The 23880-nt window shown below is 72.9% G+C and carries 21 protein-coding genes; 1 reads left to right on the top strand and 20 read right to left on the bottom strand.

Going from position 1 to position 23880, the window contains the following annotated elements; all coding sequences use genetic code 11:
* Window positions 1-62: 62 nt before the first annotated feature.
* The 17 genes from SMD11_RS29865 to SMD11_RS29785 all read right to left on the bottom strand — a co-directional run bounded on the left by SMD11_RS29865 (window position 63) and on the right by SMD11_RS29785 (window position 17955).
* Window positions 63-653 carry an NADPH-dependent FMN reductase gene (locus tag SMD11_RS29865; RefSeq protein WP_234366219.1) on the bottom strand — a complete coding sequence of 197 codons (591 nt, stop codon included), beginning with the start codon at window positions 651-653 and terminating at the stop codon, window positions 63-65.
* Between the two features lie 161 nt (window positions 654-814).
* The gene (locus tag SMD11_RS29860; RefSeq protein ID WP_087929405.1) at window positions 815-1447 is read right to left on the bottom strand and encodes a DsbA family oxidoreductase; all 633 of its coding nucleotides are present in this window, start codon (window positions 1445-1447) and stop codon (window positions 815-817) included.
* 53 nt (window positions 1448-1500) lie between these two features.
* Window positions 1501-2766, bottom strand: coding sequence for an MFS transporter (locus SMD11_RS29855; RefSeq protein ID WP_087929404.1), 1266 nt, complete (start codon window positions 2764-2766; stop codon window positions 1501-1503).
* A 565-nt stretch (window positions 2767-3331) separates the two neighbouring features.
* On the bottom strand, window positions 3332-3565 hold the full coding sequence (locus tag SMD11_RS29850) for an acyl-CoA carboxylase epsilon subunit (RefSeq protein WP_087929403.1): 234 nt from the start codon (window positions 3563-3565) through the stop codon (window positions 3332-3334).
* 40 nt (window positions 3566-3605) lie between these two features.
* Window positions 3606-5207, bottom strand: coding sequence for an acyl-CoA carboxylase subunit beta (locus SMD11_RS29845; protein ID WP_087929402.1), 1602 nt, complete (start codon window positions 5205-5207; stop codon window positions 3606-3608).
* A 25-nt stretch (window positions 5208-5232) separates the two neighbouring features.
* A complete protein-coding gene (locus SMD11_RS29840) occupies window positions 5233-6009 on the bottom strand; it encodes a 4'-phosphopantetheinyl transferase family protein (protein ID WP_087929401.1) in 777 nt (258 codons plus the stop codon).
* The gene (locus SMD11_RS29835; protein ID WP_159395382.1) at window positions 6006-6467 is read right to left on the bottom strand and encodes an acyl carrier protein; all 462 of its coding nucleotides are present in this window, start codon (window positions 6465-6467) and stop codon (window positions 6006-6008) included. The genes SMD11_RS29840 and SMD11_RS29835 overlap by 4 nt, the downstream gene beginning before the upstream one ends.
* A 71-nt stretch (window positions 6468-6538) precedes the next feature.
* Complete coding sequence (locus tag SMD11_RS29830; protein WP_087929399.1) at window positions 6539-7984, bottom strand: MFS transporter; 1446 nt, start codon at window positions 7982-7984, stop codon at window positions 6539-6541.
* 163 nt (window positions 7985-8147) lie between these two features.
* On the bottom strand, window positions 8148-10505 hold the full coding sequence (locus SMD11_RS29825; protein ID WP_087929398.1) for an SDR family oxidoreductase: 2358 nt from the start codon (window positions 10503-10505) through the stop codon (window positions 8148-8150).
* A gap of 2 nt (window positions 10506-10507) precedes the next feature.
* Entirely contained in the window at window positions 10508-11452 is a 945-nt protein-coding gene (locus SMD11_RS29820) for an aromatase/cyclase (RefSeq protein WP_087929397.1), read from the bottom strand.
* A 71-nt stretch (window positions 11453-11523) separates the two neighbouring features.
* Window positions 11524-12306: a 3-oxoacyl-ACP reductase FabG gene (gene fabG, locus SMD11_RS29815; protein WP_087929396.1), complete on the bottom strand. Its 783-nt coding sequence runs from the start codon at window positions 12304-12306 to the stop codon at window positions 11524-11526.
* Window positions 12307-12466: 160 nt separating this feature from the next.
* Window positions 12467-12733, bottom strand: coding sequence for an acyl carrier protein (locus tag SMD11_RS29810; protein ID WP_087929395.1), 267 nt, complete (start codon window positions 12731-12733; stop codon window positions 12467-12469).
* Between the two features lie 121 nt (window positions 12734-12854).
* Complete coding sequence (locus tag SMD11_RS29805) at window positions 12855-14072, bottom strand: ketosynthase chain-length factor (RefSeq protein WP_087929394.1); 1218 nt, start codon at window positions 14070-14072, stop codon at window positions 12855-12857.
* Window positions 14069-15337: a beta-ketoacyl-[acyl-carrier-protein] synthase family protein gene (locus SMD11_RS29800; RefSeq protein WP_087929393.1), complete on the bottom strand. Its 1269-nt coding sequence runs from the start codon at window positions 15335-15337 to the stop codon at window positions 14069-14071. Before SMD11_RS29800 ends, SMD11_RS29805 begins: the two co-directional genes overlap by 4 nt.
* A gap of 46 nt (window positions 15338-15383) precedes the next feature.
* Window positions 15384-15713 (bottom strand): TcmI family type II polyketide cyclase, encoded by a 330-nt coding sequence (locus SMD11_RS29795; protein ID WP_087929392.1) that lies wholly within the window; start codon window positions 15711-15713, stop codon window positions 15384-15386.
* A 57-nt stretch (window positions 15714-15770) separates the two neighbouring features.
* On the bottom strand, window positions 15771-16436 hold the full coding sequence (locus SMD11_RS29790) for a TetR/AcrR family transcriptional regulator C-terminal domain-containing protein (RefSeq protein WP_087929391.1): 666 nt from the start codon (window positions 16434-16436) through the stop codon (window positions 15771-15773).
* Window positions 16437-16482: 46 nt separating this feature from the next.
* Window positions 16483-17955 carry an FAD-dependent monooxygenase gene (locus tag SMD11_RS29785; RefSeq protein ID WP_087929390.1) on the bottom strand — a complete coding sequence of 491 codons (1473 nt, stop codon included), beginning with the start codon at window positions 17953-17955 and terminating at the stop codon, window positions 16483-16485.
* Window positions 17956-18468: 513 nt separating this feature from the next.
* Between SMD11_RS29785 and SMD11_RS36010 the strand changes: the two genes are divergently transcribed.
* Window positions 18469-19326 carry a hypothetical protein gene (locus SMD11_RS36010; RefSeq protein WP_199843978.1) on the top strand — a complete coding sequence of 286 codons (858 nt, stop codon included), beginning with the start codon at window positions 18469-18471 and terminating at the stop codon, window positions 19324-19326.
* Between the two features lie 173 nt (window positions 19327-19499).
* Here the strand turns inward: SMD11_RS36010 and SMD11_RS29775 are convergent, their stop codons facing one another.
* From SMD11_RS29775 to SMD11_RS29765, 3 genes are all read right to left on the bottom strand, one after another.
* Window positions 19500-20468, bottom strand: a complete 969-nt coding sequence (locus tag SMD11_RS29775; protein WP_087929389.1) for an AMP-binding protein — start codon at window positions 20466-20468, stop codon at window positions 19500-19502.
* Window positions 20469-20474: 6 nt separating this feature from the next.
* On the bottom strand, window positions 20475-22229 hold the full coding sequence (locus SMD11_RS29770; protein WP_087926558.1) for an acetyl/propionyl/methylcrotonyl-CoA carboxylase subunit alpha: 1755 nt from the start codon (window positions 22227-22229) through the stop codon (window positions 20475-20477).
* A gap of 188 nt (window positions 22230-22417) precedes the next feature.
* Complete coding sequence (locus SMD11_RS29765) at window positions 22418-23731, bottom strand: acyltransferase domain-containing protein (protein WP_087929388.1); 1314 nt, start codon at window positions 23729-23731, stop codon at window positions 22418-22420.
* Between the last annotated feature and the right edge of the window lie 149 nt (window positions 23732-23880).

Below are 23880 nucleotides of genomic sequence, written 5' to 3'. Positions count from 1 at the left end.
CGCGCGGGTGCGCGGTGTGAGCCTTCGGCCCGCGGGAGTGCTGTTCCCGCCGGCCGTGCGGCTTACTTGCCGTAGGGGCGGCGGGCGCGCTGCTCGCGCAGGCCGTCGGCCCACCAGCCGAGCTGGTCCAGCAGCGCCTTGGCGGCGCCGGCCGGGCCGGACTGGTCCTTGGGCTCGCCGTTCTCGTCGAACTGCTCCCAGGCCATGTGGAAGCTGACGGCGTCGCGGATGGTGACCGCGTGCAGCTCGGCGAAGATCGGGCGCAGCTGCTCGGCGGAGCGCAGGCCGCCGGCGAGGCCGCCGTAGGAGACGAAGCCGACCGGCTTGCCCTGCCACTGCGTGTAGTGCCAGTCGATCAGGCTCTTGAGCGAGGCCGGGAAGCTGTGGTTGTACTCCGGCGTGACGACGACGAAGGCGTCGGCCTGCTCCAGTCGCGGCGTGACCTTCGAGAGGGCCTCGACGACCTCGGCGGAGGGCTGCTGCGAGAGGACGTAGGGCAGCTCGTGGTCGGCGAGGTCGATGACGTCGACCTCGAAGTCGTCGCGCAGACCGGCCTGCTTGACGAACCAGTTCGCCACCGTCGGGCCGAAGCGGCCTTCGCGGACGCTGGCCACGATGACGGCGAGCTTCAGGGGCGCGGTGCTAGCGGACAAGATGTGCTCCTTCGGGTGGTGCGGAAATGCGGGTGACGGAAAAGCGGAAAGGCCATGGCCGGGGGGATTCGGTGGAGGTGGGATAAAGCCTCCACCGCCGCCCCCCGGTCAGGTCAAGCCAGGAGGGAAGAGTTGACAGGGAATTGTCGTTACCGTGTGTTTCACGCGGTGGTGCGGAGAGCGGCCAGGTAGGCCTCCTCCGACTGCGCGCCGGTGAAGGTGGGGCCGTTCTCGAAGAGGAGGACCGGTATCGCGCGGACGTTGCCGCGGCGTACGCGCTCCAGGCCGGCCCGCACCTCGTCGGCGCCCTCCGCGGGGTCCTCGCCGGTCCGCACGCCCGTCTCGTCGGCGAGGCGGGCGAGGACGGCGGGGTCGCTGATGTTCACGGCGTCCGTGAAGTAGGCCCGGAACAGCCGCTCGGCGAGCTCCTCGGCCTTCCCCTGGCCGGCGGCCAGGACGAGGTGGCGGTGGGCTTCGAGGGTGGCGGTGTGCACGGCGTTCTCGTAGTCCAGGACCAGCCCGTCGTGCGCGGCGTGTGCCGCCACCCGGGCGGTCTCGGCGCGCACGCCGCCGCCGAACTTGCGCTCCAGGGCGGCGAGGAGCGGCTCGCCCGCGGGCGACGCGTCCGGGTCGAGCTGGTAGGGGTGGAAGCGGACCTCCAGCTCACCGCCCTCGTCGCGGAAGCGGCGCGCGGCCCGGGCGAAGCGCGTGTAGCCGATGTAGGAGTGGGCGCAGATGATGTCGAGGACGATGTCGACGCGGCGGGGCGTGGGACGGTCGCTCACGGTGGTCATGGTTCCTTAGGGCCTTGGGGGTGTGACGGTACGGGCCGGTCCCGGCGGGGGCGTCAGGGACGCCCGGCCGTGGCCCGGGGGGCGGCCTGCGGGGCCGCGGGGGCGGTGCCGGTGTCCTTGGATCCCGTGCGCAGGAGCAGCAGGACGACGGCCACGGTGACGCCCAGCGCGCCCGCGGCGAGGTAGACGCCGTCGATGCCGAGCGGGCCGGTGACGGGCTGGCTCAGGGCCGGGGAGAGGAACTGGCCCAGGAACATGCAGGAGGTGACGCCGCCCATGACCCGGCCGCGGAGGGCGACGGGGGTGCGGGAGGCCAGCCAGGTGTTGAAGTTGGGGATCAGCAGTCCGACGCCGGAGCCGAGGACCACCAGGCCCACGAGGACCAGCGGGACGGCCGAGGTCGCGCCGATGGCGAGGAAGCCGGTGGCGAGCAGGGCGAAGGTGGCCACGGCCACCTGCTTGAAGCCGAACCGCTTGTTGATCTTCCCGTAGTTGAGCCCGACCAGGGCGTTGGCCAGGCTCATCAGGGCGATCGCGAGGCCGGCGCCGCTGGCCCCGATGCCGCCGATGTCCTCCAGGTAGAAGGGCAGCTGGGAGGGGACCAGGTAGAACATGACCTGGGAGATCAGGACCAGGGCGTAGATGCCGTAGGCCAGCTTCGGGAAGCGGGCGCCGGCGGCGTCGCCGGCCGCGCCGGGGGCCGTCGCCGTCCGGGGCGGTTCGACGACGAAGCGCAGGACGAGCAGGGTCAGCGGCATGGCCACCAGGTAGATCGCGAACGGGCCGCGCCAGTCGATGTCGGCCAGCACGCCGCCCAGCGAGAGGAAGGCCACGCCGCCGAAGCCCATGAAGCCGGCCTGGAGGCCCAGCACCCGCGAGCGGGACTCCCCGGGGTAGTGGTCGGTGACGAGTGTGGTGGTGGCGGTCATGATGCCGGCCACCGCGACGCCCAGCAGGAGCCGGCCGGCGAGTATCGCGTAGAGGTTGTCGAGCACCAGGCCGGAGCCGCCGGCGAAGCCGAACAGGCCGACGGAGGCGGACAGTACGGGCTTGCGGCCCACCCGGTCCACCAGCGTGCCCACCAGGGGCGCGCCCAGGGCGATCATCAGCGCGGGGACGGTGAGGACCATGCGGACCAGGAAGTCGGCGTTGTCCACGGAGGAGAAGTGCTTCTCCATCGCGGGCAGGGACGGCGCGATGATGGCGCCGGCCATGGTCGTGAGCATGCTGGACAGCAGCAGGGTGATCAGGAGCGGGCGCGAACCGGCCGGCTGCCGTGGCCGCTCCGCTCGCACGGTGTCGTTCGTATGGGTCACCACGGTTGGTCTCCTCTGTGTTTCCCGCCGCGCCCGCGCTCCCCCGGCCGGCCGGCTGCCGCGTCGCCCGGACGGTTCTCGGCGGCCGGCCGGTGGCCGGGGTCGGGTCGACGCCTGTTTCTTTTCATCGGTGTTGCGGAGCGGCCGGCCGCGCCTCCGGGAAAGGGAATTGCCCGGGCGCCGGGCCGCCTGCGGACCATATTCGCGGAACTTTTCGGTCCGTTCGGCCGGTCACCCCGGATTTGTCGCGGATCGGACAGAGGTTTCACTTCTTCCTGTGGCGATCCCGGATTTCCCGCCGTCCGGCGCCGGGGATCGGTCGGGGGCGTGCCGTCCGGGCCGGGCCGGTGCTCCGGTCCAGATGGAATCTCCAGGTCCGGAACCGCCGGCCGGCGGCGGTGCGCACCGCCCTGCCCGCGTAGTGCCCGCCGATGTCGAAGGGGGCGCGCGCCGGGGTGGTGGCGTGGTGGACGTGGACGGCGATCAGGTCCAGCCGGACGTCGGCCTCGTCGCCGTCCAGGGCGGTGGTGCGGGTGAGGCGGTCAGGCGGCGCCGGAGGGGCGCCGGTTCAGGACCGCTCCCCCGGGCCGGTCGGCCGGGTGCGCCAGCTGCGCGGGCCCGGGGACCGGTCGGTGCGCTCGTGGCGCCCCCAGCGGGCGGTGGCCCGGTAGTGCCGGGCCAGGTCGTCGGGCTCGGTGCCGGCCGTGGCCGTGACCGCGAGGAGCACGGCCGTGAGCGCGGCCAGCTCCTCGGGGCCGGCGTGGCCCTTCTCGACGCGGATGAGGGGATCGGTGATGCTCATGGGTGCCTCCGGCACTGCGGTCAGGGCGCGGTCGGTACGGTCACTGCGGCGGGTTGCCGTGCTTGCGCGAGGGCAGGTCGGCGTGCTTGCCGCGCAGCATGGCCAGCGAGCGGATGAGCACCTGGCGGGTCTCGCCGGGGTCGATGACGTCGTCGACCAGGCCGCGCTCGGCGGCGTAGTACGGGTGCATCAGCTCGGCCTTGTACTCCTTGATCTTCTGCTGCCGGACCGCCTCGGGGTCGTCGGAGCCGTTGATCTCGCGCCGGAAGATGACGTTGGCGGCGCCCTCGGCGCCCATGACGGCGATCTCGTTGCTGGGCCAGGCGAGGGCCAGGTCGGCGCCGATGGAACGGGAGTCCATGACGATGTAGGCGCCGCCGTAGGCCTTGCGCAGGACCAGGGAGATCCGCGGGACGGTGGCGTTGCAGTAGGCGTAGAGCAGCTTGGCGCCGCGGCGGATGATGCCGTTGTGCTCCTGGTCGACGCCGGGCAGGAAACCGGGCACGTCGACGAGGGTGACCAGCGGGATGTTGAAGGCGTCGCAGAACTGGACGAAGCGGGCCGCCTTCTCGCTGGACTCGATGTCCAGCACACCGGCGTACGAGGCGGGCTGGTTGGCGACGATGCCGACGACGTGGCCGTCGAGGCGGGCCAGGGCGCAGACGATGTTGGTGGCCCAGGCCGGGTGGATCTCGAAGTACTCGGCGTCGTCGACGATCTCCTCGATGACCGAGCGGATGTCGTAGCTGCGGCCCGGGTCGTCGGGGACGAGGTCGAGGAGCGCCTCGGTGCGCCGGTCGGCCGGGTCCTGGCCGGGCGTCGCGGGCGGCAGCTCGCGGTTGTTGGCGGGCAGCAGGGAGAGCAGGAAGCGCACGTCCTCCAGGCAGCTCTCCTCGTCGTCGTAGGCGAAGTGGGAGACACCCGAGGTCGCGGAGTGGACGTCGGCGCCGCCGAGGCCGTTCTGGCTGATCTCCTCACCGGTGACGGCGCGGACGACGTCGGGGCCGGTGATGAACATCTGGGAGGTCTCGCGGACCATGAAGACGAAGTCGGTCAGCGCCGGGCTGTAGGCCGCGCCGCCCGCGCAGGGGCCGAGCATCACGGAGATCTGCGGGATGACGCCGGAGGCCTTGGTGTTGCGCTGGAAGATGCCGCCGTAACCGGCGAGCGCCGAGACGCCCTCCTGGATACGGGCGCCGGCACCGTCGTTGAGCGAGACGAGCGGCGCCCCGGCGGCGAGCGCCATGTCCATGATCTTGTGGATCTTGGTGGCGTGGGCCTCGCCCAGCGCGCCGCCGAAGATCCGGAAGTCATGGGCGTAGACGAACACGGTCCGGCCGTGGACCGTGCCCCAGCCGGTGATCACACCGTCGGTGTAGGGCTTCTTGTTCTCCAGGCCGAAGCCGCTGGCGCGGTGCCGGCGGAGCGGCTCCACCTCGGTGAAGGAGCCCTCGTCCAGGAGGAGGGCGATGCGCTCACGGGCCGTCAGCTTGCCCTTGGCGTGCTGGCGTTCGGTGGCGGCGGGGTCGGGGCCCTCGTGGACCTCGTCCCTGATGAGGTTCAGTTCCTCGACGCGTTCGCGCAGGGTCCACTCGCGCGGGTGGTCCACCTGGTTCGGCGTGGTCTTTCCTGCGACAGGCATGGGATCTCGCTTCCGGAGGAGGTGGTCAGAGGGCCGGGCCGGCGTCGGCCCGTACGTCCGGGGCGGCGGCGCCCGGCAGGAGGGCCCGGGCCGGCAGCCGGCGCACGGTGGTGGTGACGGGCGGGTCGCCCAGGAGGGCGGCGGCCGCGTGGTGGCGGGGGCCGCCGGGGATGTCCAGGAGGGTCCAGCCCGCCGGGCGGCGGGCCGGGTCGGCGCCGAGGTAGTCGGCGGCGGGGCTGCGGCCGAGGCCGGTGCCGAGGCCCTTGAGGAAGGCCTCCTTACGGGTCCACAGCTGCCCGAAGGCGGCCTGGCGGTCCGGCGGGGGCAGCGCGTCGAGCTCCTCGCGCTCCTGCGCGTGCAGGGCGGGGGTGCAGACCGCGACCGTCTGGGGCCGGGGCAGCCGCTCCACGTCCACGCCGACCGTACGGCCGGCCACGCCCACCAGGACCATGCCGTGGCTGTGGGAGAGGGAGAAGTGCAGCGGCGGATCCGGGTGGGCGACGGCGGGTCTGCCGTGCGTCCCCTGGCAGCCGGGGCAGGGTTCGCGGACGAAGGTCACGTCCTGGGGCGGCCGGCCCAGATAGGCCCCGAGCAGCCGGCGCAGCGCGATGTGCGCGGTGGCGTAGGTGGCCGCGTCGGAGGGCCGGATGAAGGAGGCGGTGCGCTTGCGCTCGGCCGCGTCCAGCTCGGAGGTGTCCAGCCGGTCGCGCACCGTGTCCGGCCCCGGGGTGGCGATCAGCCACAGGTCGAGCCGGTCCTGTCCGACCACCGTCGGGGCGGGGGCGGTGGCGGTGGCCGTCATACCGTGGCCGCGGGCGCCGCGGACCGCTGGGAGGGGCCGTCCCCGGGGCCGAGCTGCCGGGCCAGGCAGTCGACGAGCTCGGCGGCGCTGTTGGCGCGCAGCAGCGACTGGAGCCTGAGCTCCACGCCGAGGGCCGCCTCCATCCGGGCCTGGAGCTCCATGCCGTTGATGGAGCCCACGCCCAGGCTGTTCATGGGCCGCCCGGTGGTGTCGACGCTCTCGGGGGCGACGCCCAGCACCCGGCCGATCTCCTGGCGCACGTAGGCGTCCAGGATCCGGGAGCGCTCGGCGTAGTCGGAGCGGGCCAGGACGGCGAGGTCCGGCACGGTCACCGGGGCGTCCTCGGCGGCCTCCAGGTCGAACGCGAAGGCCTCGTCGAAGTCGACGTCGAACTCCGGATCGTAGTCGAGGCCGAGGGCGAACGAGTCCCAGTCGTAGGTGTTCTGGTACGTGCTCATGGGTCTCCCAAACTGCGGAAGGGGCGGAACGGACATGGCGAAGGGGGCCGGCAGGGCCGGTGGCGGATGCCTCAGCGGGTGGGCCGGGACCGGCGCGCCACTCCGGTGAGGGCGACCAGCAGGCCGGCCAGGCCGACGGCGGTCACCAGCCACATCGCGGGCCGGTAGGCGGCCATGGCCTCCTGCGGGGAGGCGCCGGCGGGCGCCTCGTTCGCCGCGAGGAGGGCGGCGGTCGCGGCGACCATCAGGGCGGCGCCGAGCTGGACGGCCGTCTGGTAGGCGCCGCCCGCCTCACCGCGCCGCTCGGGCGGGAAGCCCGAGACGGCCTGCATGTTGAGGGCCGCGAAGGAGGCGACGAAGCCCGCCCCGACCAGCAGCATGGTCGGCAGGATGTCGGTGACGTAGTCCGGGGAGGCGGGCAGCCGCAGGTAGAGGGCGTAGCCGGCCAGCGGGGCGAGGGCGCCGGCGGCGATCAGCCGGGGGGTGCCGAAGCGGCGTACGAGCCGTCCGGAGGCCAGCGCGGTGACGGCCAGGGGCAGGCTCGCCGGGAGGATGGCCAGCGCCGTCCGCATCGGCCCGTAGTCCAGCACGGTGCGGGTCTGGAAGGTGACGACGAACAGCAGGCCCAGGTAGGAGCCGTTGAGGCAGGCGGCGCCGAGCGCCGAGCGCAGCATGGTGCGCTCCGTCAGGACGGCGGGGCGGATCAGGGGCCGGTCGGTGGTGCGCTCGATCCAGAGGAACGCGCCGAGGAGCACCGCGGTCGCGGCCAGCGGCACGAGGGTGCGCGCGTCGCCGAGTCCGTGGTGGGGCAGGCCGGAGAGGGCGTACACCAGGGAGCTCAGGGCGGCCAGCAGGGTGGTGGCGCCCGCGAGGTCGTAGCGGCGCGGCGTGGTGGTGTCCGCGGGCGGGTCGGCGGGCACGAGGCGCAGGCAGAAGACGAAGAGGAGCAGGACCACGGGGGCCGGGAAGAGGAAGGTCAGGCGCCAGCTGACGGTGGTCAGGGCGCCGGAGAGGAGCAGCCCGGCGGTGAAGCCGCTGGCCCCGGCCAGGGTGTAGACGGAGACGGCGCGGTCGCGTTCGCGGCCCTCGGGGAAGGCGGTGGCGAGGATGGCCAGGCCGGTGGGTGCCGTCAGGGCGGCGCAGAAGCCCTTGACGAACCGGGTGGCGATCAGCACCGCCGGGTCGCCGGTCAGGGCGGCGACGAGGGAGGCGGCCGCGAAGGCGAGCAGCGCGACGAGGTACATGCGGCGCCGGCCGAGGTGGGTGACGACGCGGGCGCCGAAGAGCATCAGGGCGCCGAAGCCGAGGGCGAAGCCGCTCATCGTCCACTGCGCGGTGGTGGCGGCCAGGCCGAGGTCGTCACCGATCGAGGGCAGGGCCACGACGGCCACGGACACCTCGAGGGCGTCGATGAGCATGTTGCCGGCGAGGACCAGCAGGAGGCCCCACAGGCGGGGGCTCCACCGGTCGGAGGGCGCCGCGGCGACGGGGAAGGGGAGGGTCGACGAGCGGTTCATGGTCCTTTTCCGAAACCCTGTGGGAAAGAAGGAAAGAGGGCGGGGCGGGGGAACGGGCGGGGGGCCGGCCGCAGGGGGATGCGGCCGGCCCCGCCGGTTGCGCGCCGGGCGCGCGGGCGCCCGAGGGGCCGGGGAGCGCCCTGGCGTGCCCTGGGGTGACGGCTCAGCCGAGGAGCGTGCCGCCGGTGGCGTCGAGGAAGGCGCCGGTGATCCAGCGGGCGTCGTCGGTGGCCAGGAAGGCGACGACGTCGGCGACGTCCTGCGGCTCGCCGACCCGGTTGAAGGCGGACAGGGCCGCCATCTGGTCGACGACCTCGGGGATGTCGAACGCCGGGTTGCCGTTGCGGGTGATGCCCGGGGCGACGCTGTTGATGGTGATGTTGCGCGGGCCCAGGAGCTTGGCGAAGTGCAGGGCGAGCTGCTCGACGGCGCCCTTGGTCATCGCGTAGGCGATCTCCTCGGGGTTGGCCACCTTGGTGAGGCCGGAGGAGATGTTGATGATGCGGCCGCCGCTCGGCATGTTCTTCAGGGCGCGCTGGATGATGAAGAACGGCGCCTTGGCGTTGACCGCGTAGAGGCGGTCGAACTGCTCCGGGGTGGTGTCCTCGGCCGCGACGCCGCCCATGACGCCGGCGTTGTTGACGAGGATGTTCAGCTCGGTGGAGCCGGTGCGGTCCTTCAGGCCCTGCTCCAGGCCGAGGAACAGCTCGTGGACGTCGCCGGTGACGCCCAGTTCGGCACGGATCGCGAAGGCGCGGCCGCCGTCCTTCTCGATGGTGGCGACGACGTCCTCGGCCGCCTCCTTGCCGTTGGTGTAGTGGACGGCGACGAGCGCGCCTTCCCGTGCCAGCCGGATCGCGGTGGCGCGGCCCATGCCGCGGCTGGAACCGGTGACGAGCGCGGTCTTGCCGTTGAGCCTGCCCATGGCGGTACTCCTGTCGGTCACTGAAGCTTCGGTCACTGAAGCTGAGGGTGCTGATGCGGGTGCGGGTGCGGCGGTGGGTGCCGCGGCGAGCAGCGCCGGGTCGCCGAACCAGCGGGTGAGGGCCGTGGTGAGGCCGGTGAGGTCCGCGTGGCCGTCGGTGGCCGCCCAGACCACGTGTCCGTCGGGGCGCACCAGGAGCGCGTCGGTCCCCTCGGGCCACTCCTCCGGGCGCACGGTCGCCCGTTCGCCGGCCACCACGGTGGCGCCGACGGTGCGGACGAGCGAGGACCAGGGCTCCGCGGTGGCGGCGAACCGGGCCCCGCCCGTGAGGTCCAGGAGCAGGCCCTTGCCGGTGCGCAGCAGGGAGGTGGTGGTGGCGGGTCCGCCGGCGGTCTCCAGCGGCCGGTGCGGCAGCCGGGCGCCGAGCAGCGGGTGGGTGCCCTCCGCCACGTCGTAGCGGACGTCGAGCCCGGAGACCATGCCGGCGAGGTGGGTGCGGACGCCTTCGTCCGCGATCAGCTCGGCCAGCACCTCGCGGGCGGCCTCGACCTCGCCGCCGCCGAGCAGCAGCAGGGCCTGTGCCTGGATGTTGCTCAGGGTGCGGCGGCCGACGGCGTGGCGCTCGCTGTGGTAGCTGTCCAGGAGCCCGTCGGGGCCCCGGCCGGCGACCTGGGCGGCCAGCTTCCAGCCGAGGTTGACGGCGTCCTGGAGGCCGAGGTTGAGGGCCTGCCCGCCGATCGGCATCTGCTGGTGGGCGGCGTCGCCGGCGAGGAAGAGCCGGTAGTCCCGGTAGGTCGCCGCCTGACGGGAGCCGTCGGTGAAGGCGTTGACCCACAGCGGGGTGCCCGAGCCGATGTCCTCGCCGGTGACGCGCCGCCAGGCGCCGACGATCTCGGCGAAGTCGAGGTCGCCGGTGCGGGGCCCGTCCTCGCGGTCGAACTCGCAGACCATGACGCGGGTGACGCCGTCGGGCCGGCGGGCGGCGATGGCGAGGCCCCCGGGCAGCCGCTGGAAGCGGCGCGCGGGGATGTCGATGCCCGCGACGTCGGCGCGCAGCAGCTCACGGGTGGCGACGGTGCCGGGGAAGTCGAAGCCGCCCAGGGCGCGGACCGCGCTGTCCTCGCCGTCACAGCCGACCAGGCACTTGGCGCGCAGGTGGACGGTGCCGTCGGGGCCCTCGACCTCGGCGCCGGCGTAGTCCCCGGTGATGTCCAGGGCACGCAGCCGGTGGCCGCGCAGGACGACCGCGCCGAGGCCGGTCGCCCACTCCTGGAGCAGTTCCTCGGTGCGGATCTGCGGGACCTTCCACTGCCCCGGGTGAGGGCTGGGAAGGGTGAGGTCGAGGGGGATGCCGCCGAAGTGGCCCATGGTCTCGCCGGGTACGGTGCCGAGCTTCTCCAGCAGGCCCCGGCTGTCGAGGATCTCCATGGTGCGGGCGTGCAGGGTGGTGGCCCGCGATGCGGTGCTGGGCTCGGTGCGCTGCTCGACGACGATGACGTCCGCGCCGGCGAGCCGGAGCTCGCCGGCGAGCATCAGTCCCACGGGCCCCGCACCGACCACGATCACCTGGGTTTCGGTGAAGGGGTGGTCGGCCATGGTCAGCGCTGCTGCTCGGCGTGGGCCTTGGCGTGGTTCAGCGTCGCGGTGCTGTTGGTGCTCAGGGCGGTGTGGACGTAGGCCCTGGCCTCGGCGACACCGGCGTCCGGACCGAGGATCTTGGTGATGTTCTCGGTGTTGAGGGTGACGGTGTGCTGGGAGGAGGCCGCGACGCCGTCCTCGTTCTCGGCGAACGTCCAGTAGCCGGTGTGCAGCGTCATGAGCGCCGGCAGGGTGACCTGCTTGTAGGCGATCTTGTGGCTGGGGAAGGTGACCCGGTAGGACTTGGTGGTGTGGGTCGAGCCGTCCTTGGCGCGGGTGTCCATCTCCAGGCTCTGGAGCCCGGGGGTGTCCTCCTCCAGCCGGACGGTGGCCACGTGCGGGAGGCGCTCGGACCACAGGTGCGCCTCGTTGATGAAGTCGTAGACGTCCTTGGCCGAGCCGTTGATCTGGACGGTGTCCTCGAAGGAGAAGGTCACCTCCTCGGCGGCGTGGGCGAGTTCGACGTTGCTCTTCAGCGCGGCGAGCTCGGAGCGCGAGTTGCGGTCGACGGCCTCGTCGATCCACGCCAGCGACTCGGGGGCCTCGTCGACGGCGGTGTAGTCGTGCAGCAGCCGGACCCGGGAGGTGCCCTCGGAGAGCGGCTCGATGATCCAGGTGCCGCCCATGGTGGCGACCGGCGGGGTGGAGACCTCCTGGCGGAAGGTGATGCGCAGGGCCTCGGGGTCCAGCGTGCGGCGGCTGGTCCAGTTCTTGGGCTCGCCGTTGGCGGTGGCCCAGATGCGGATGCGCTCGGTGTTCTCGCCCTGCTCCAGGTGGTCGACGTAGATGGTGGGCGGGAAGATGCGCGGCCAGTTCGCGACGTCGGCGATCAGGCGGTAGACGGCGGCGGCCGGGGCCGAGACGGTGATCTCGTGCTCCACCTCACGCAGCGGGGACTGCGGCATGTCCGGAACTCCTTGGTGTGTGCCAGTCGGTGGCGGGTCGGTCGGAACGGTGTTTGCGGAGCGGCGTGGCTCTAGAAGTTGCCGAGGCCGCCGCAGACGTTGAGGGCCTGCGCGGTGATGGAGGCCGCGGTGTCGGAGGCGAGGTAACCGACCAGGCCGGCGACCTCCTCCGGGGTGGAGTAGCGGCCGAGCGGGATCTTCGACTGGAACTTCTGGAGGATCGCGTCCTCGGTGGCGTCGTAGGCGGCGGCGTAGCCCTGGCGGACGCGCTGGGCCATCGGCGTCTCGACGTAGCCGGGGCAGACGGCGTTCACGGTGATGCCGGTCGGGGCGAGCTCGTTGCCCAGGGCCTTGGTGAAGCCGACGACGCCGTGCTTGGAGGCGGAGTACGGGGCGCCCAGGACGACACCCTGCTTGCCGGCGGTCGAGGCGATGTTGATGATGCGGCCGCGGTCCTTGTTGCGCAGGCCACCGGTGGTGAGAACCTCGCGGGTGAGGCGGAAGACGCTGTTGAGGTTGGTGTCGATGACGTCGTGCCACAGCTCGTCGTCGATGTCGGCCGTGACGCCGCCGCCGCTGCGGCCGGCGTTGTTGACCAGGACGTCGACGGTGCCGAAGCGGTCGACGGCGGCCTGGACGAAGGCGCGGGCGTCCTCGGTGGAACGGACGTCGAGGGTGGTGCCGTCGACGTCGAGGCCCTCGGCCTGGAGCTGCTTGACGGTCTCGGCGACGTTGTCGGCGTTGCGGGCGCCGATGAAGACCTGGTGGTTCTGCGAGGCCAGCAGGCGGGCGACGGCGAGGCCGATGCCGCTGGTGCCGCCGGTAACGAGAGCGACGCGAGGGGTGCTGGTCATGGGGTGCTGCTCCTGAGGTGTCGAAGTCGTGGGTGCCGGGTGGTGTGCCCGGGAGGGGCGGGCGCCGTGGTCCGGGGGTGGCCCGTGGCCACGGCGCCCGCGGGGAGGGGCCGTACGCCGGCCGGGAAGGGCGGCCTGCGTACGGCCCCGCCGGGGGGGGTCAGACGCCGACGGCGTCCTTCAGCAGGGCGTTGACGGTGGCGACGAGGGCGCGCGGGGTGCGGTTCTCGGCGAGGGTGTCGTCGTCGAAGGAGACGCCGTACTCGCGCTCGATGCGGCCGCCGGTCTCCAGCAGCGCCAGCGACTCGTAGCCGAGCTCCTCGAAGTCGGTGTCGAGGATGTCGCTGTCGAGGTCGACGCCCTCGTCGGCGCCGGCGCCCTCGAGGAGGATGCGCTTGAGGTCGTCGATGGTGAATTCCTGGGACATGCCGGTCCTTTCACAGATGTTTCGGTGCCGCCGGGCGGCGGTCCGGAAAAGAAGGGGGGTGCGCCCGCCGCGGCCCTCCGAGCGGGGGTACGAGGGCCGCGGCGGACGCGGGTCCGCCGGGCTAGTCCGCGGCGCGGACGACGACGGCGGAGTTGAAGCCGCCGTAGCCGCGGGCGAGGACCAGGGCGGCGCGCACGGGAGCCGGGCGGGCCGTACCGGTGACCAGGTCGATGTCGTACTCGGGAGAGAGCGTGACGTTGGTGGTGGGCGGGATCAGGCCCTCGCGCATGGCCAGCACCGCGGCGACGACGTCCACCGGCGCGGCGCCGGAGTACAGGCGGCCGGTCATCGTCTTGGGGGCGGTGACCGGGACCCGGCCGGGGCCGAAGACGGCGCTGATGGCGTCGGCCTCGATGCGGTCCAGCTCCGGGGTGCCGGCGGCGTCGGCGAAGACGACGTCGATGTCGCCCGCCTCCAGGCCCGCGTCGGCCAGCGCTGCCTCGATGGCGCGGCGCAGGCCGGGCTCACGGCCGCTGCCGGGCTTCGGGTCGAAGGTCGCGCCGTAACCGGCGATCTCACCGTAGATGTTGGTGGCGCCGCGGCCGCGGGCGGCCTCCGCGTCCTCCAGGATGAGCAGGGCGCCGCCCTCGCCGGGCACGTAGCCGTTGGCGTCGGGGTCGAAGGGGAGGTAGGCCCGCTCCGGGTTCTCGTCCGTGCTCATCAGGCCGCCGGCGAGCTGGGCGACCCAGCCCCAGGGGCAGATGGAGGCGTCGAAGCCGCCGGAGAAGATGAGCTTGCTGCCCTTGCGGATCTGCCGGCGGGCCTGGGCGATGGCGTCGAGGCCGCCCGCCTGGTCGCTGACGACGACGCCGCTGGGGCCCCGCATGCCGTTGCGGATGGAGATCTGGCCGCTGTTGACCGCGTAGAACCAGGCGAAGGACTGGTAGGCGGAGACGTACTGGCTGCCCTGGCCCCACAGCTTCTTGAGCTCGTTCTGGCCGAACTCGAAGCCGCCGGAGGCGCTGGCGGTGACGACGCCCATGTCGAACTCGGGGATGTCGCCGGGCTTGACGCCGGCGTCCTCGAAGGCGCAGTCGGCGGCGACGAGCGCGAGCCGCGTCATGCGGTCGGTCTGCGGGATCAGCCTGCTGGGCAGGTGGTCCTCGGCGGTGAAGTCGTGGATCTCACCGGCCAGCTTGGACGGGTACTGCGCGGCGTCGAAGCGGGTGACGGGGCCGATCGCGTTCTTGCCGACGCGGGTGGCGGCCCAGTAGTCGTCCACGCCCAGGCCGTTGGGGGTGGCGACGCCGATGCCGGTGATGACTACCTTGGCGGTCACGCCAGGCTCCTTTCGGGACGGGCCAGGACCATGGCGCTCTGGAATCCGCCGAAGCCGCTGCCCACGGTCAGTACGGCGTCGGTGGTGTGCTCCCGGGCGGTGAGCGGGACGTAGTCCAGGTCGCACTCGGGGTCCGGGGTGTGCAGGTTCGCGGTGGGCGGCACCACGTTGTTCTCCATCGCCAGCACGGAGGCGGCGATCTCGATCGAGCCGATGGCGCCGAGCGAGTGGCCGACCATGGACTTGATGGAGCTGACCGGGGTGCGGTACGCGTGGTCGCCGAGGCTCAGCTTGAACGCGGCCGTCTCGTGGCGGTCGTTCTGCTTGGTGCCCGAGCCGTGCGCGTTGATGTAGTCGATGCCCTCGGGGTTCATCCGGGCCTCGTCCAGGGCGACCTTGATGGCCTCGGCCATCTCCCGGCCGTCGGGGCGCAGGCCCGTCATGTGGAAGGCGTTGCAGCGCGAGGCGTAGCCGGCGATCTCGGCGTAGATGCGGGCGCCGCGCTTGCGGGCGCTCTCCAGCTCCTCCAGGACGAAGCAGGCGGAGCCCTCGCCCAGGACGAAGCCGTTGCGGGTGCCGTCGAACGGCCGCGAGGCGTGCTCGGGGTCGTCGTTGCGCGGCGTGGTGGCCTTGATCGCGTCGAAGCAGGCCATGGTGATCGGCGAGATCGGGGCGTCCGTCGCGCCGGTGATCATCACATCGGCGGTGCCCTCGCGGATGAGCTCGACGGCGTGGCCGACGGAGTCGATGCCGGAGGTGCAGCCCGTGGAGACCACGGTGGCCGGGCCCTCGGCGCCGGTCGCCCAGGCGACCTCGGCGGCGAACGAGCTGGGCACGAAGTGGTTGTAGAGGTGCTGCGGGGTGTACTTGTGGTCGACGAGGTCCAGCCGGCCGCCGTCGCTGACGACGCGGTACTCGTTGTCCAGGCCGGTGGTGGCGCCGACCGCGCTGCCGATGGTGACACCGGTGCGGTACGGGTCGAGGCCGGCCAGGTCCAGGCCGCTGTCGGCCAGGGCCTCGCGGGCGGTGACGACGCCGAACTGTGCGGCGCGGTCCATCCGCCGGATCTCCTGCGGGCTCAGACCGTGCAGCTCGGGGTCGAAGTCCGCCTCGGCGGCGACCTTGGAGCGGAACGGCGAGGGGTCGAAGAACGTGATCCCCCGCGTGGCCGTGCGGCCCTCGCTCAGCAGGCTCCAGAAGTTCTTGGTACCGATACCACCCGGTGCCAGCACTCCGATTCCAGTGATTACTACCCGGCGCCCCACTAGAGGTCGCCTCCCCTCGTGTCGTCCGTCAGGTGGTCGGTCGGCTTCACTTGGCTGCCGTCCAGTCGTAGAAGCGGGTGGCCATGGCGTCCTTCGGCGACCGCCAGGTCGCCGGGTCGTAGGCCTGGATGAACGGCTTGAGGTCCTCGCTGATCCCGACGAAGCGCGGGTCGGACTTGGCCTCCTCGATGAGCTCGCCGCCGTTGTCCGTGTCGAAGTCCTGGAGGTGGAAGTACAGGCCGCGGTAGGAGAACAGCTGACGGCGCCTGGTGCCCATGCGGTGCGGCATCTCGGTGGCGTCGAAGTCACCGAAGAGCTTGGCTACGTCGACGCTGTGGCCGGGGTCCATACGGGCCACGATCAGGGTGCTGTGCATGGTGGTTCTCTCTCTTCGGGAAGCGGTTTCGGGAAGAAGAAGCGTGGGACCGGCCGGTCAGCGGCCGGTGCGGTAGAGACGCAGGAAGTCCTCGACGCCCTGGGCGACGAGCACGGCGGTGTGCTCCTCGGCCAGCGGCAGGGCGCCGTGGAAGGACGCCTGGACGACCGCGAGGGTGGTCAGCTGGACGAAGCGGACGGCGGCGCGGTCGGCGTCGTCGATGTCCAGCAGGCCGGAGTCGGCCACCGCGCGCAGGCGGTGGGCGAGGTCGGACTGCGCCTGGCGGGGGCCCGCCGTCTGCCACTTCTCGGGCACTCCGGCGGGCAGTTCGGTGATCTCCGCGGCGAGGTGCCGGACGATCGCGAAGTGCTCGGGGAAGGCGTCCAGGGCGGACAGCCAGGCGTGGGCGAGGTCGGTGAGCTCCGTGCCCAGGTCGACCGACTCCCCCGGGCCGGGCCTGGCGACGGCCACGTCGGCCAGATGGGCGGCGACGGAGGCCGAGGAGTCCAGGAGGACGGACAGCAGCAGCTGCCCGGTGTCCCCGGCACAGGCGCGTACCTCGTCCTGGCTCACGCCCGCGGACGCGGCGATCGCCTCGGCCGTGGTGCGCTGCCAGCCCTGGCGGGCGAGGAGGGCGCGGGCGGCCCGTGCGACGGCCTGCCGCTCCGCTGCCGTGGGCACGGCGGCGGTCGTGTCGGGTGCGGCGTCGGGGGTGGACGTCATGGCGGTCTCCGGGGGTACGGGGCGGGGTGCTCGGGTCTCGGGCGCGTCAGACGCGGGCCTCGCCGAACCAGCGCTCCAGGGCCATGGGCAGGTCGTGGTGGCTGCCCGGCGCGGCCCAGGCGACGTAGCCGTCGGGGCGCACCAGGACGGCGGCGGTGCCCTCCAGCGGGTGGCCGGCCGGCACGCCGTGCGGCGCGGCGGTGACGATGTCGATGCGGTCGGAGAAGCCGGCGGCGCGGGCGCGCAGCGTGGCGTTGTCCTCCAGGTCCAGCAGCAGGCCGCGGCCGGCGTGCAGGAGCTCGGTGCTGGAGGTCTTGCGGTCGGGCGTGACCAGCTCCAGGCGCGGCATGCGCTTGCCCAGGAGCGGGTGGTCGCCGCGGCCGACGTTGTAGCTGATCTCCAGGCCGCTGACCATGCCGGCCAGGTGACGGCTGACCGGCTCGTAGGCGATGAGCTCGTTGAGCACGTCGCGCAGCGGCTGGACCTCCGGGCCGGAGAGGAAGAGCAGGCCCTGGGCGCGGGTGTTCATCAGCAGGCGCCGGCCCACCGGGTGGCGCTCGTCGTGGTAGGTGTCGAGCAGCGACTCCGGGGACCGGCCGCTCACGACCGCGGCGAGCTTCCAGCCGAGGTTGACCGCGTCCTGGATGCTGGTGTTCATGCCCTGGCCGCCGGCGGGCAGGTGGATGTGGGCGGCGTCGCCGGCCAGGATGACCCGGCCGCGCCGGTACTCGGTGACCTGGCGGGTCGCGTCGCCGAAGGAGGAGACCCACTCCGCCTCGGCGTGCGAGATGTCGGTGCCGGTCAGGCGCTGCCAGGCGGCGGCGACCTCCTCGAAGGAGGGCGGCGTGGTGCGCCGCTGCGGCGGGGTGCCGCGCTCGCAGACGATGATGCGGGTGGTGCCGCCGGGCAGCGGGCCGACCATCACCATGCCGCCGGGCAGGGTCTCACCGATCATGCGCGGTTCGAGGTCGACGCCGCGGATGTCGGCGAGGAACATCTCCAGGGTGGCCCCGGTGCCCGGGAAGTCGAAGCCGGCCGCCTTGCGGATGAGGCTGCGGCCGCCGTCACAGCCGATCAGGTAGCGGGCGGTGAGGGTGTGGACGCCCTCGGGGCCGCGGACCTCGACGGCGACGTGGTCGCCCTCGTCGGTGAAGGAGAGCACCTCGTGGCTGCGCCGCAGGTCGGTGCCCAGCTCGGTGACCCACTCCTCCAGCACGGTCTCGGTGTGCGACTGCGGGATGGACTTGGCCGCCTGCTGCGCGCCCTCCAGCACCGCGAAGTCGACCGGCAGGCCGCCGAAGTGGCCCTGGTTGCTGGTCTCGATGTCACCGAAGCGGGAGAGCAGCCCGCGCTGGTCGAAGATCTCCATGGTGCGGGCGGTGAAGCCCAGTCCACGGGACTCCCCCGTGCGCTTCGGCAGCTTCTCCAGGACGATGACCTCCACTCCCGCGAGCCGCAGTTCACCGGCGAGCATGAGCCCGGCCGGACCGGCGCCCGCGATTATCACGGCAGCGTCCATGGACCTCTCCTTGGGTGTGAATATTCCTTCGAGGGGGCCGCGTCGGCGGCCGGATGAAAATGCAGCGCCCGAAGGCCGGTGCAACCGGCCGCGCAAACAGTTCGGTGACGCTGGTAAAGAGCTTCTTCGTTTTCCTCGTCCGGAGTCAAGGTGCCTTGATCCAGGTTTTCGTGAGGAAATGTCAGAGCCTTGCAAGATCCGCACCAGGGATGGGTGACGGGGACATATCAGCAGGTGAGAAGCGTTTCTTGGCCCTGCGGCCACCGGCTTTTCGACAGCTCTGCGGATACTGGACAACAGCTTCTTCGCCCGCACCCCCACCCGTCAAGGGGCTGATGTTCAGGGGAGTGTGAAGCTGTGTCAAGGAAGCGAAAATTCCATCAGGTACATACAAAGGGGCCCCGTCTTCCTTGCCCGTACGACCCGGCGTAATTATGTTTCGCCGGTACCGCCATTTCCTTTTCGAAGGGGACGGGCGGACGAACACGAGCCATGGGGGACACGAAGATGAACATGAATCGGGAACCGGTCCGCGCGCTGTGCCGAGGGGCGGGCTGCGCCCGGCGCGGCGCCACGGAGGCCGGCGGGCCCGCGGCCCGGCCGGCCACGGCCGGAGCGGTGCTGTGCGAGGTCTGCCGGGAGCGCCTGGTGCGTGAGCTGGCCGGGCTGCCGGGGCTGTACGAGGAGTGCGGCCGGCTGCTGGGCGGCTCGGAGCGGTCCCAGGAGAAGGTCTCGGGCGGGCCGCTGCCCGGCATGCCCTTCAACGCGGCGGCGTCCGAGGCCCGTTCGGCGATCCTGGGCGTGCTGGGCTCCTGGTCGGGGCTGGTGGCGGACGAGCGGCGGCTGCGCGCGACCCCGCCGCGGGAGGCCGCGCCGCTGGCGCGCTTCCTCCTGCTGCACGCGGGCTGGCTGACCGGCCACCCGGCGGCCGACGCCCTCTCCCGGGAGGTCGCCAAGGCGGTGCGGCGCGCGCGTCATGTGATCGAGCCGGCGGCGCCGCGCCGGGTCGCGGTCGGCCCCTGTGTGGAGGCGGGCTGCCGGGGCGGTCTGACGGCGACGCTCCGCCCCGGGGACACCAGCCCCACCGCCATCACCTGTGACACCGACCCCGCGCACCACTGGCCCGGCAGCCAGTGGCTCGGGCTCGGCCGCCGCATCGCGGCGGCCCGGCGGGAGGAGGGAGCGGCCCGGGTGCGCTGGCTGGGCGCGGGGGACATCGCCCGGCTGTGGGACATCGCGCCGGGCAGCGTCTACCGCTACGCGAGCGAGCGCGGCTGGCGCAGGCTGAGCCGGTCGGGCCGTACGTACTACCACGAGGCGGACGTCCAGGAGACGCTGGAGTCACGGGCGGGGACGGCGAAGGCGGGCTGAGCTCAAGCGCCGGCCGGGCTGAGATCCAGCCCGGCCGGCGCTTGAGGCCACCGCGCGGAGCGCGGAAGGGGGCGCGGGGGCGTCGGCCCCCGGTTCGGGAAGGGGCGGGCAGGGGAAAAAGAATCCGCCCCGGCACCCGCACAGGGCACCGGGGCGGACAGCGGACCACAAGGTCACAGAGTCACGGTCTCCACCAGCAAAGTCCTCGGCAACTCCCGCCGCACCAGACTCAGTTCCTCACTCGACAGCGAAGCCGTCGTCACCACCAGGCACCGCAGCCCCTTCAGAGCCGCGAGCCCCTCCCCCGCCATCTCACGGAAGGCCGGCGCGCCCAGGCGCGCCACCGTGACCCTCTCCTCCCGTATCAGCGTGGCCAGTTCACGCGGCCCGAGGCCCCGCGGGGCGATGAGCAGCTGCGCGCCGGCCATCAGCGGCGCCCACAGGCCCAGCGCCGACCCGCCGTCCGGGCCGTACGCGCTGAGGGCGACGTCGCCGGGGCGTGCGGGCAGGAAGCGGGCGTCCTCGGCCAGGGCGGTGAGCGCCTTGTGCGGCACGCACACCCCCCAGGGCGCGGAGGCGGGGCCGGTGACGGGCAGCAGGTAGGCCGGCCCGTGCGCCGGGACGCCGGTCGCCGGCGGCACGGCCCCGAGCGGGGCGGGCACCGTGGTGGGGCCCAGGAGCAGGGTGGGGATCGTCTCGTTCCAGTCGCCGGCGAACAGCTCCTGGGTGACGACGGCGCGGGCGCCGGTGTTGCGCAGCAGCGCCGCGCGGTCGCCGCCCCGGGGGTGTTCCCCGGGGCCGAGGGCGAGGTAGGCGCCGCCGGCCTTGAGGACGGCCAGCAGCGCGGTGACCTGCCGGGCGGAGGGTTCGAGGCACACCGCGACCGTGTCGCCCTCGCGGACGCCGAGGGCGCGCAGGCGGTGCGCCAGGTGGTTGGCCCGCCGGTCGAGCGCCGTGTAGGTGAGCGTGGCGTCATGGGCGCGGACGGCGGTGCGGTGCGGGAAGGCGGCCGCCTGCCGCGCGACCGTGCCGTGCACCGTGTCCGCCAGGAGAGCCGTGGCCTGAGGTGCGTACGGGGAGCCGGGCGGCGCGGTGGCCACGGGCACCGGGGCCGAGGGGGCCGGGAGCGTGGGGGCGGGCATGACCGGTCAGTCCTTGATCTCGCAGATGACGGCGCCGGAAGAGACGGAGGCACCGACCTCGGCGGTGATGCCCTTGACCGTGCCCGCGCGGTGCGCGTTCAGCGGCTGCTCCATCTTCATCGCTTCCAGGACCACGATCAGATCACCCTCGGCGACCTCCTGGCCCTCCTCGACCGCGACCTTCACGATCGTGCCCTGCATCGGCGAGGCCAGCGCGTCACCCGACGCCGCCGAACCCGCCTTCTTCGCCGCACGCCGCTTCGGCTTCGCCCCACCCGCCGCAGCCGTCCGCGCGATCGTCATCCCCAGCGAGGACGGCAGCGACACCTCCAGGCGCTTGCCACCGACCTCGACCACCACCGTCTCGCGGCCCGGGGCCTCCTCCTCGTCCTCCACCACCGCACCCGCGAACGGAGGAATCGTGTTCTCGAACTCCGTCTCGATCCACCGCGTGTGGACCTTGAACGGATCCGAAGCGAACGCCTCGTCCGTCACCACGGCACGGTGGAAGGGGATCGCGGTCGCCATGCCCTCGACCGTGAACTCACCCAGCGCACGCGCCGCCCGCTGGAGGGCCTGCTCACGGCTGGCACCCGTCACGATCAGCTTCGCCAGCAGCGAGTCCCACGCCGGACCGATCACCGAACCCGACTCCACCCCCGCGTCCAGCCGCACACCCGGACCCGACGGCGCGTCGAAACGCGTCACCGTCCCCGGAGCCGGCAGGAAGTTACGCCCCGGGTCCTCACCATTGATACGGAACTCGAACGAGTGCCCGCGCACCGCCGGATCCCCGTACCCCAGCTCCTCACCATCGGCGATCCGGAACATCTCCCGCACCAGATCGATACCCGTGACCTCCTCGGTCACCGGGTGCTCGACCTGAAGACGCGTGTTGACCTCCAGGAACGAGATCGTCCCGTCCTGCCCCACCAGGAACTCACACGTCCCCGCACCCTCGTACCCGGCCTCCTTCAAAATGGCCTTCGACGCACGGTAGAGCTCCGCGTTCTGCTCATCCGACAGGAACGGGGCCGGGGCCTCCTCCACCAGCTTCTGGTGCCGGCGCTGGAGCGAGCAGTCACGCGTGGAGACCACCACCACATTGCCGTGCTTGTCCGCCAGGCACTGCGTCTCCACATGCCGCGGACGGTCCAGGTAACGCTCCACGAAGCACTCGCCCCGCCCGAACGCGGCCACCGCCTCACGCACCGCCGAGTCGTAGAGCTCGGGCACCTCCTCCAGCGTGCGGGCCACCTTCAGACCACGCCCGCCACCACCGAACGCCGCCTTGATCGCGATCGGCAGACCATGCTCCCGCGCGAACGCCACGACCTCCTCCGCACCCGACACCGGATCCGGCGTACCGGCCACCAAAGGAGCACCCGCCCGCTGCGCGATATGACGGGCCGCCACCTTGTCACCCAGATCCCGGATCGCCTGTGGCGGCGGACCGATCCACGTCAGCCCCGCATCCAGCACCGCCTGCGCGAATTCGGCGTTCTCGGACAGGAATCCGTACCCCGGGTGAACGGCGTCCGCACCCGACTCCGCGGCCGCGGCGAGGACCTTGGCCACGTCCAGGTAACTCGTCGCCGGGGTGTCACCGCCCAGCGCGTACGCCTCGTCGGCCGCACGGACGTGCAACGCGTCACGGTCCGGGTCGGCGTAGACCGCCACACTTTCGATCCCGGCGTCCCGGCACGCACGAGCGACGCGGACAGCGATTTCGCCTCGGTTGGCGATGAGCACCTTACGCACGATGTTTCTCTTCTCCAGAGGTGATCCGTCGGTGGGCACAGGCACAACGAATACGGGGATTGGATTCGGATGATGGGGTCAGCGACTCAAGAGGCACTCGAGGGACACCGACATAAAGGTTCCTCGCCCTGGACCCCACGGATCAAGGTGTTGCGGTTCAGGCTTTGGTGAATTTCCACCGGGGCGCGTCAACTCCGCGCGAGGCCGGCGCCGCCGTCCCGGAACGCCTGCCAGTCGACGTCCGCGCCGCGGACGTGGGCCTGGGCCAGGGCGGCCGTGAGCGTGCGGACCTCGGGGCGGGCGCGGCGCAGGGTGGGGACGAGGGCGGCGTCCTCGGGGGTGGTCAGGCAGGACTTCGCGAGCCCCGTCAGCGGGGCATCGGGGCCGATCTCCACGAAGGTGGTCACGCCCTGGTCCTCCAGCGTGCGCACGGCGTCCGCGAAGCGGACGGCGCCGCGGACGTGGCGCACCCAGTAGCCGGGGGTGCGGATGTCGTCGCCCGCCGGGAGGCCGGTCAGGGTGGAGACGAGCGGGATCTCCGGCTCGCCGAAGGCGGTGTCCTCGATCAGGGCGTGGAAGGGCGCGAGGACGTCCTCCATCAGCGGGGAGTGGAAGGCGTGGCTGACGGGCAGCGCACGGGTCTTGCGGCCCTCGGCCTTGAGCAGGGCGGCGATCTCCTCGACGGCCGCGCGCTCGCCGGCCAGGACGACGGAGTTGGGTCCGTTGACGGCGGCGACACCCACGGTGGCGGTGCGGCCTTCGAGCAGGGGGAGGACGTCCGCCTCGGAGGCGAGGACGGCGACCATGACCCCGCCCTCGGGCAGGGCCTGCATCAGCCGGCCGCGGCCGGCCACCAGGCGGGCGGCGTCGTCCAGGGTCAGCACGCCGGCGGCGTGCGCGGCGGCGATCTCGCCGATGGAGTGCCCGGCCAGGACGTCGGGGCGCAGTCCGAAGCTCTCCAGCAGCCGGAAGAGGGCCACCTCGACGGCGAAGGTGGCGGGCTGGGTGTACTCGGTGCGGGCCAGGCGGGCCGGGTCCGGGTCGTCGACGATCTCGCGCAGCGGGTGCGGCAGGTGCGCGTCGAGGGCGGCGCAGACCTCCTCGAAGGCGTCGGCGTAGGCGGGGAAGGCGCGGTGGAGTTCGGCGCCCATGCCGGGGCGCTGGGCGCCCTGGCCGGTGAAGAGGTAGGCCAGGCGGCCGGTGCCGGCGCGGCCGGTGACGGTGCCGGCGGCGGGGGCGCCCTCGATCAGGGCGTCCAGGGCGCGGACGGCCTCGTCCCGGTCGGCGGCGAGGACGACGGCGCGGTGCGCGCCGGGCGCGTCCGGGGCGGGTGCCTCTCCGGTGCGCAGGAGGTGCTCGCGCAGCCGGCCGGCGCGGTCCCGCAGCGCCTGCTCGCCGTCGGCGGACAGCACCAGCGGCCCGCTGAGCGGGGTGGCGGCGGCTTCTTCGGCGGGAGTCTCTTCGGTCGCGGCGGCGGAGGCCGTGGCGGTGGTGGCGTTCATGGAAGTTTCGCCTCGCGGAGGTTTGTCGGAGAATTCCGGATGCGGGCCGGCGGCGCGCACGTCGACGGCGGCGGCCCGGTGCGGCGATCGCGCGGATCTAGGCGCGGTGGCGTGGGCGGCCCTGCCGTGCGGGGCGGGATACCGGCGGC

Origin of the sequence: Streptomyces albireticuli, from assembly GCF_002192455.1 — a bacterium.
Lineage (GTDB): Bacteria > Actinomycetota > Actinomycetes > Streptomycetales > Streptomycetaceae > Streptomyces > Streptomyces albireticuli_B.
This window is presented reverse-complemented; position numbering and strand designations above follow the sequence as displayed.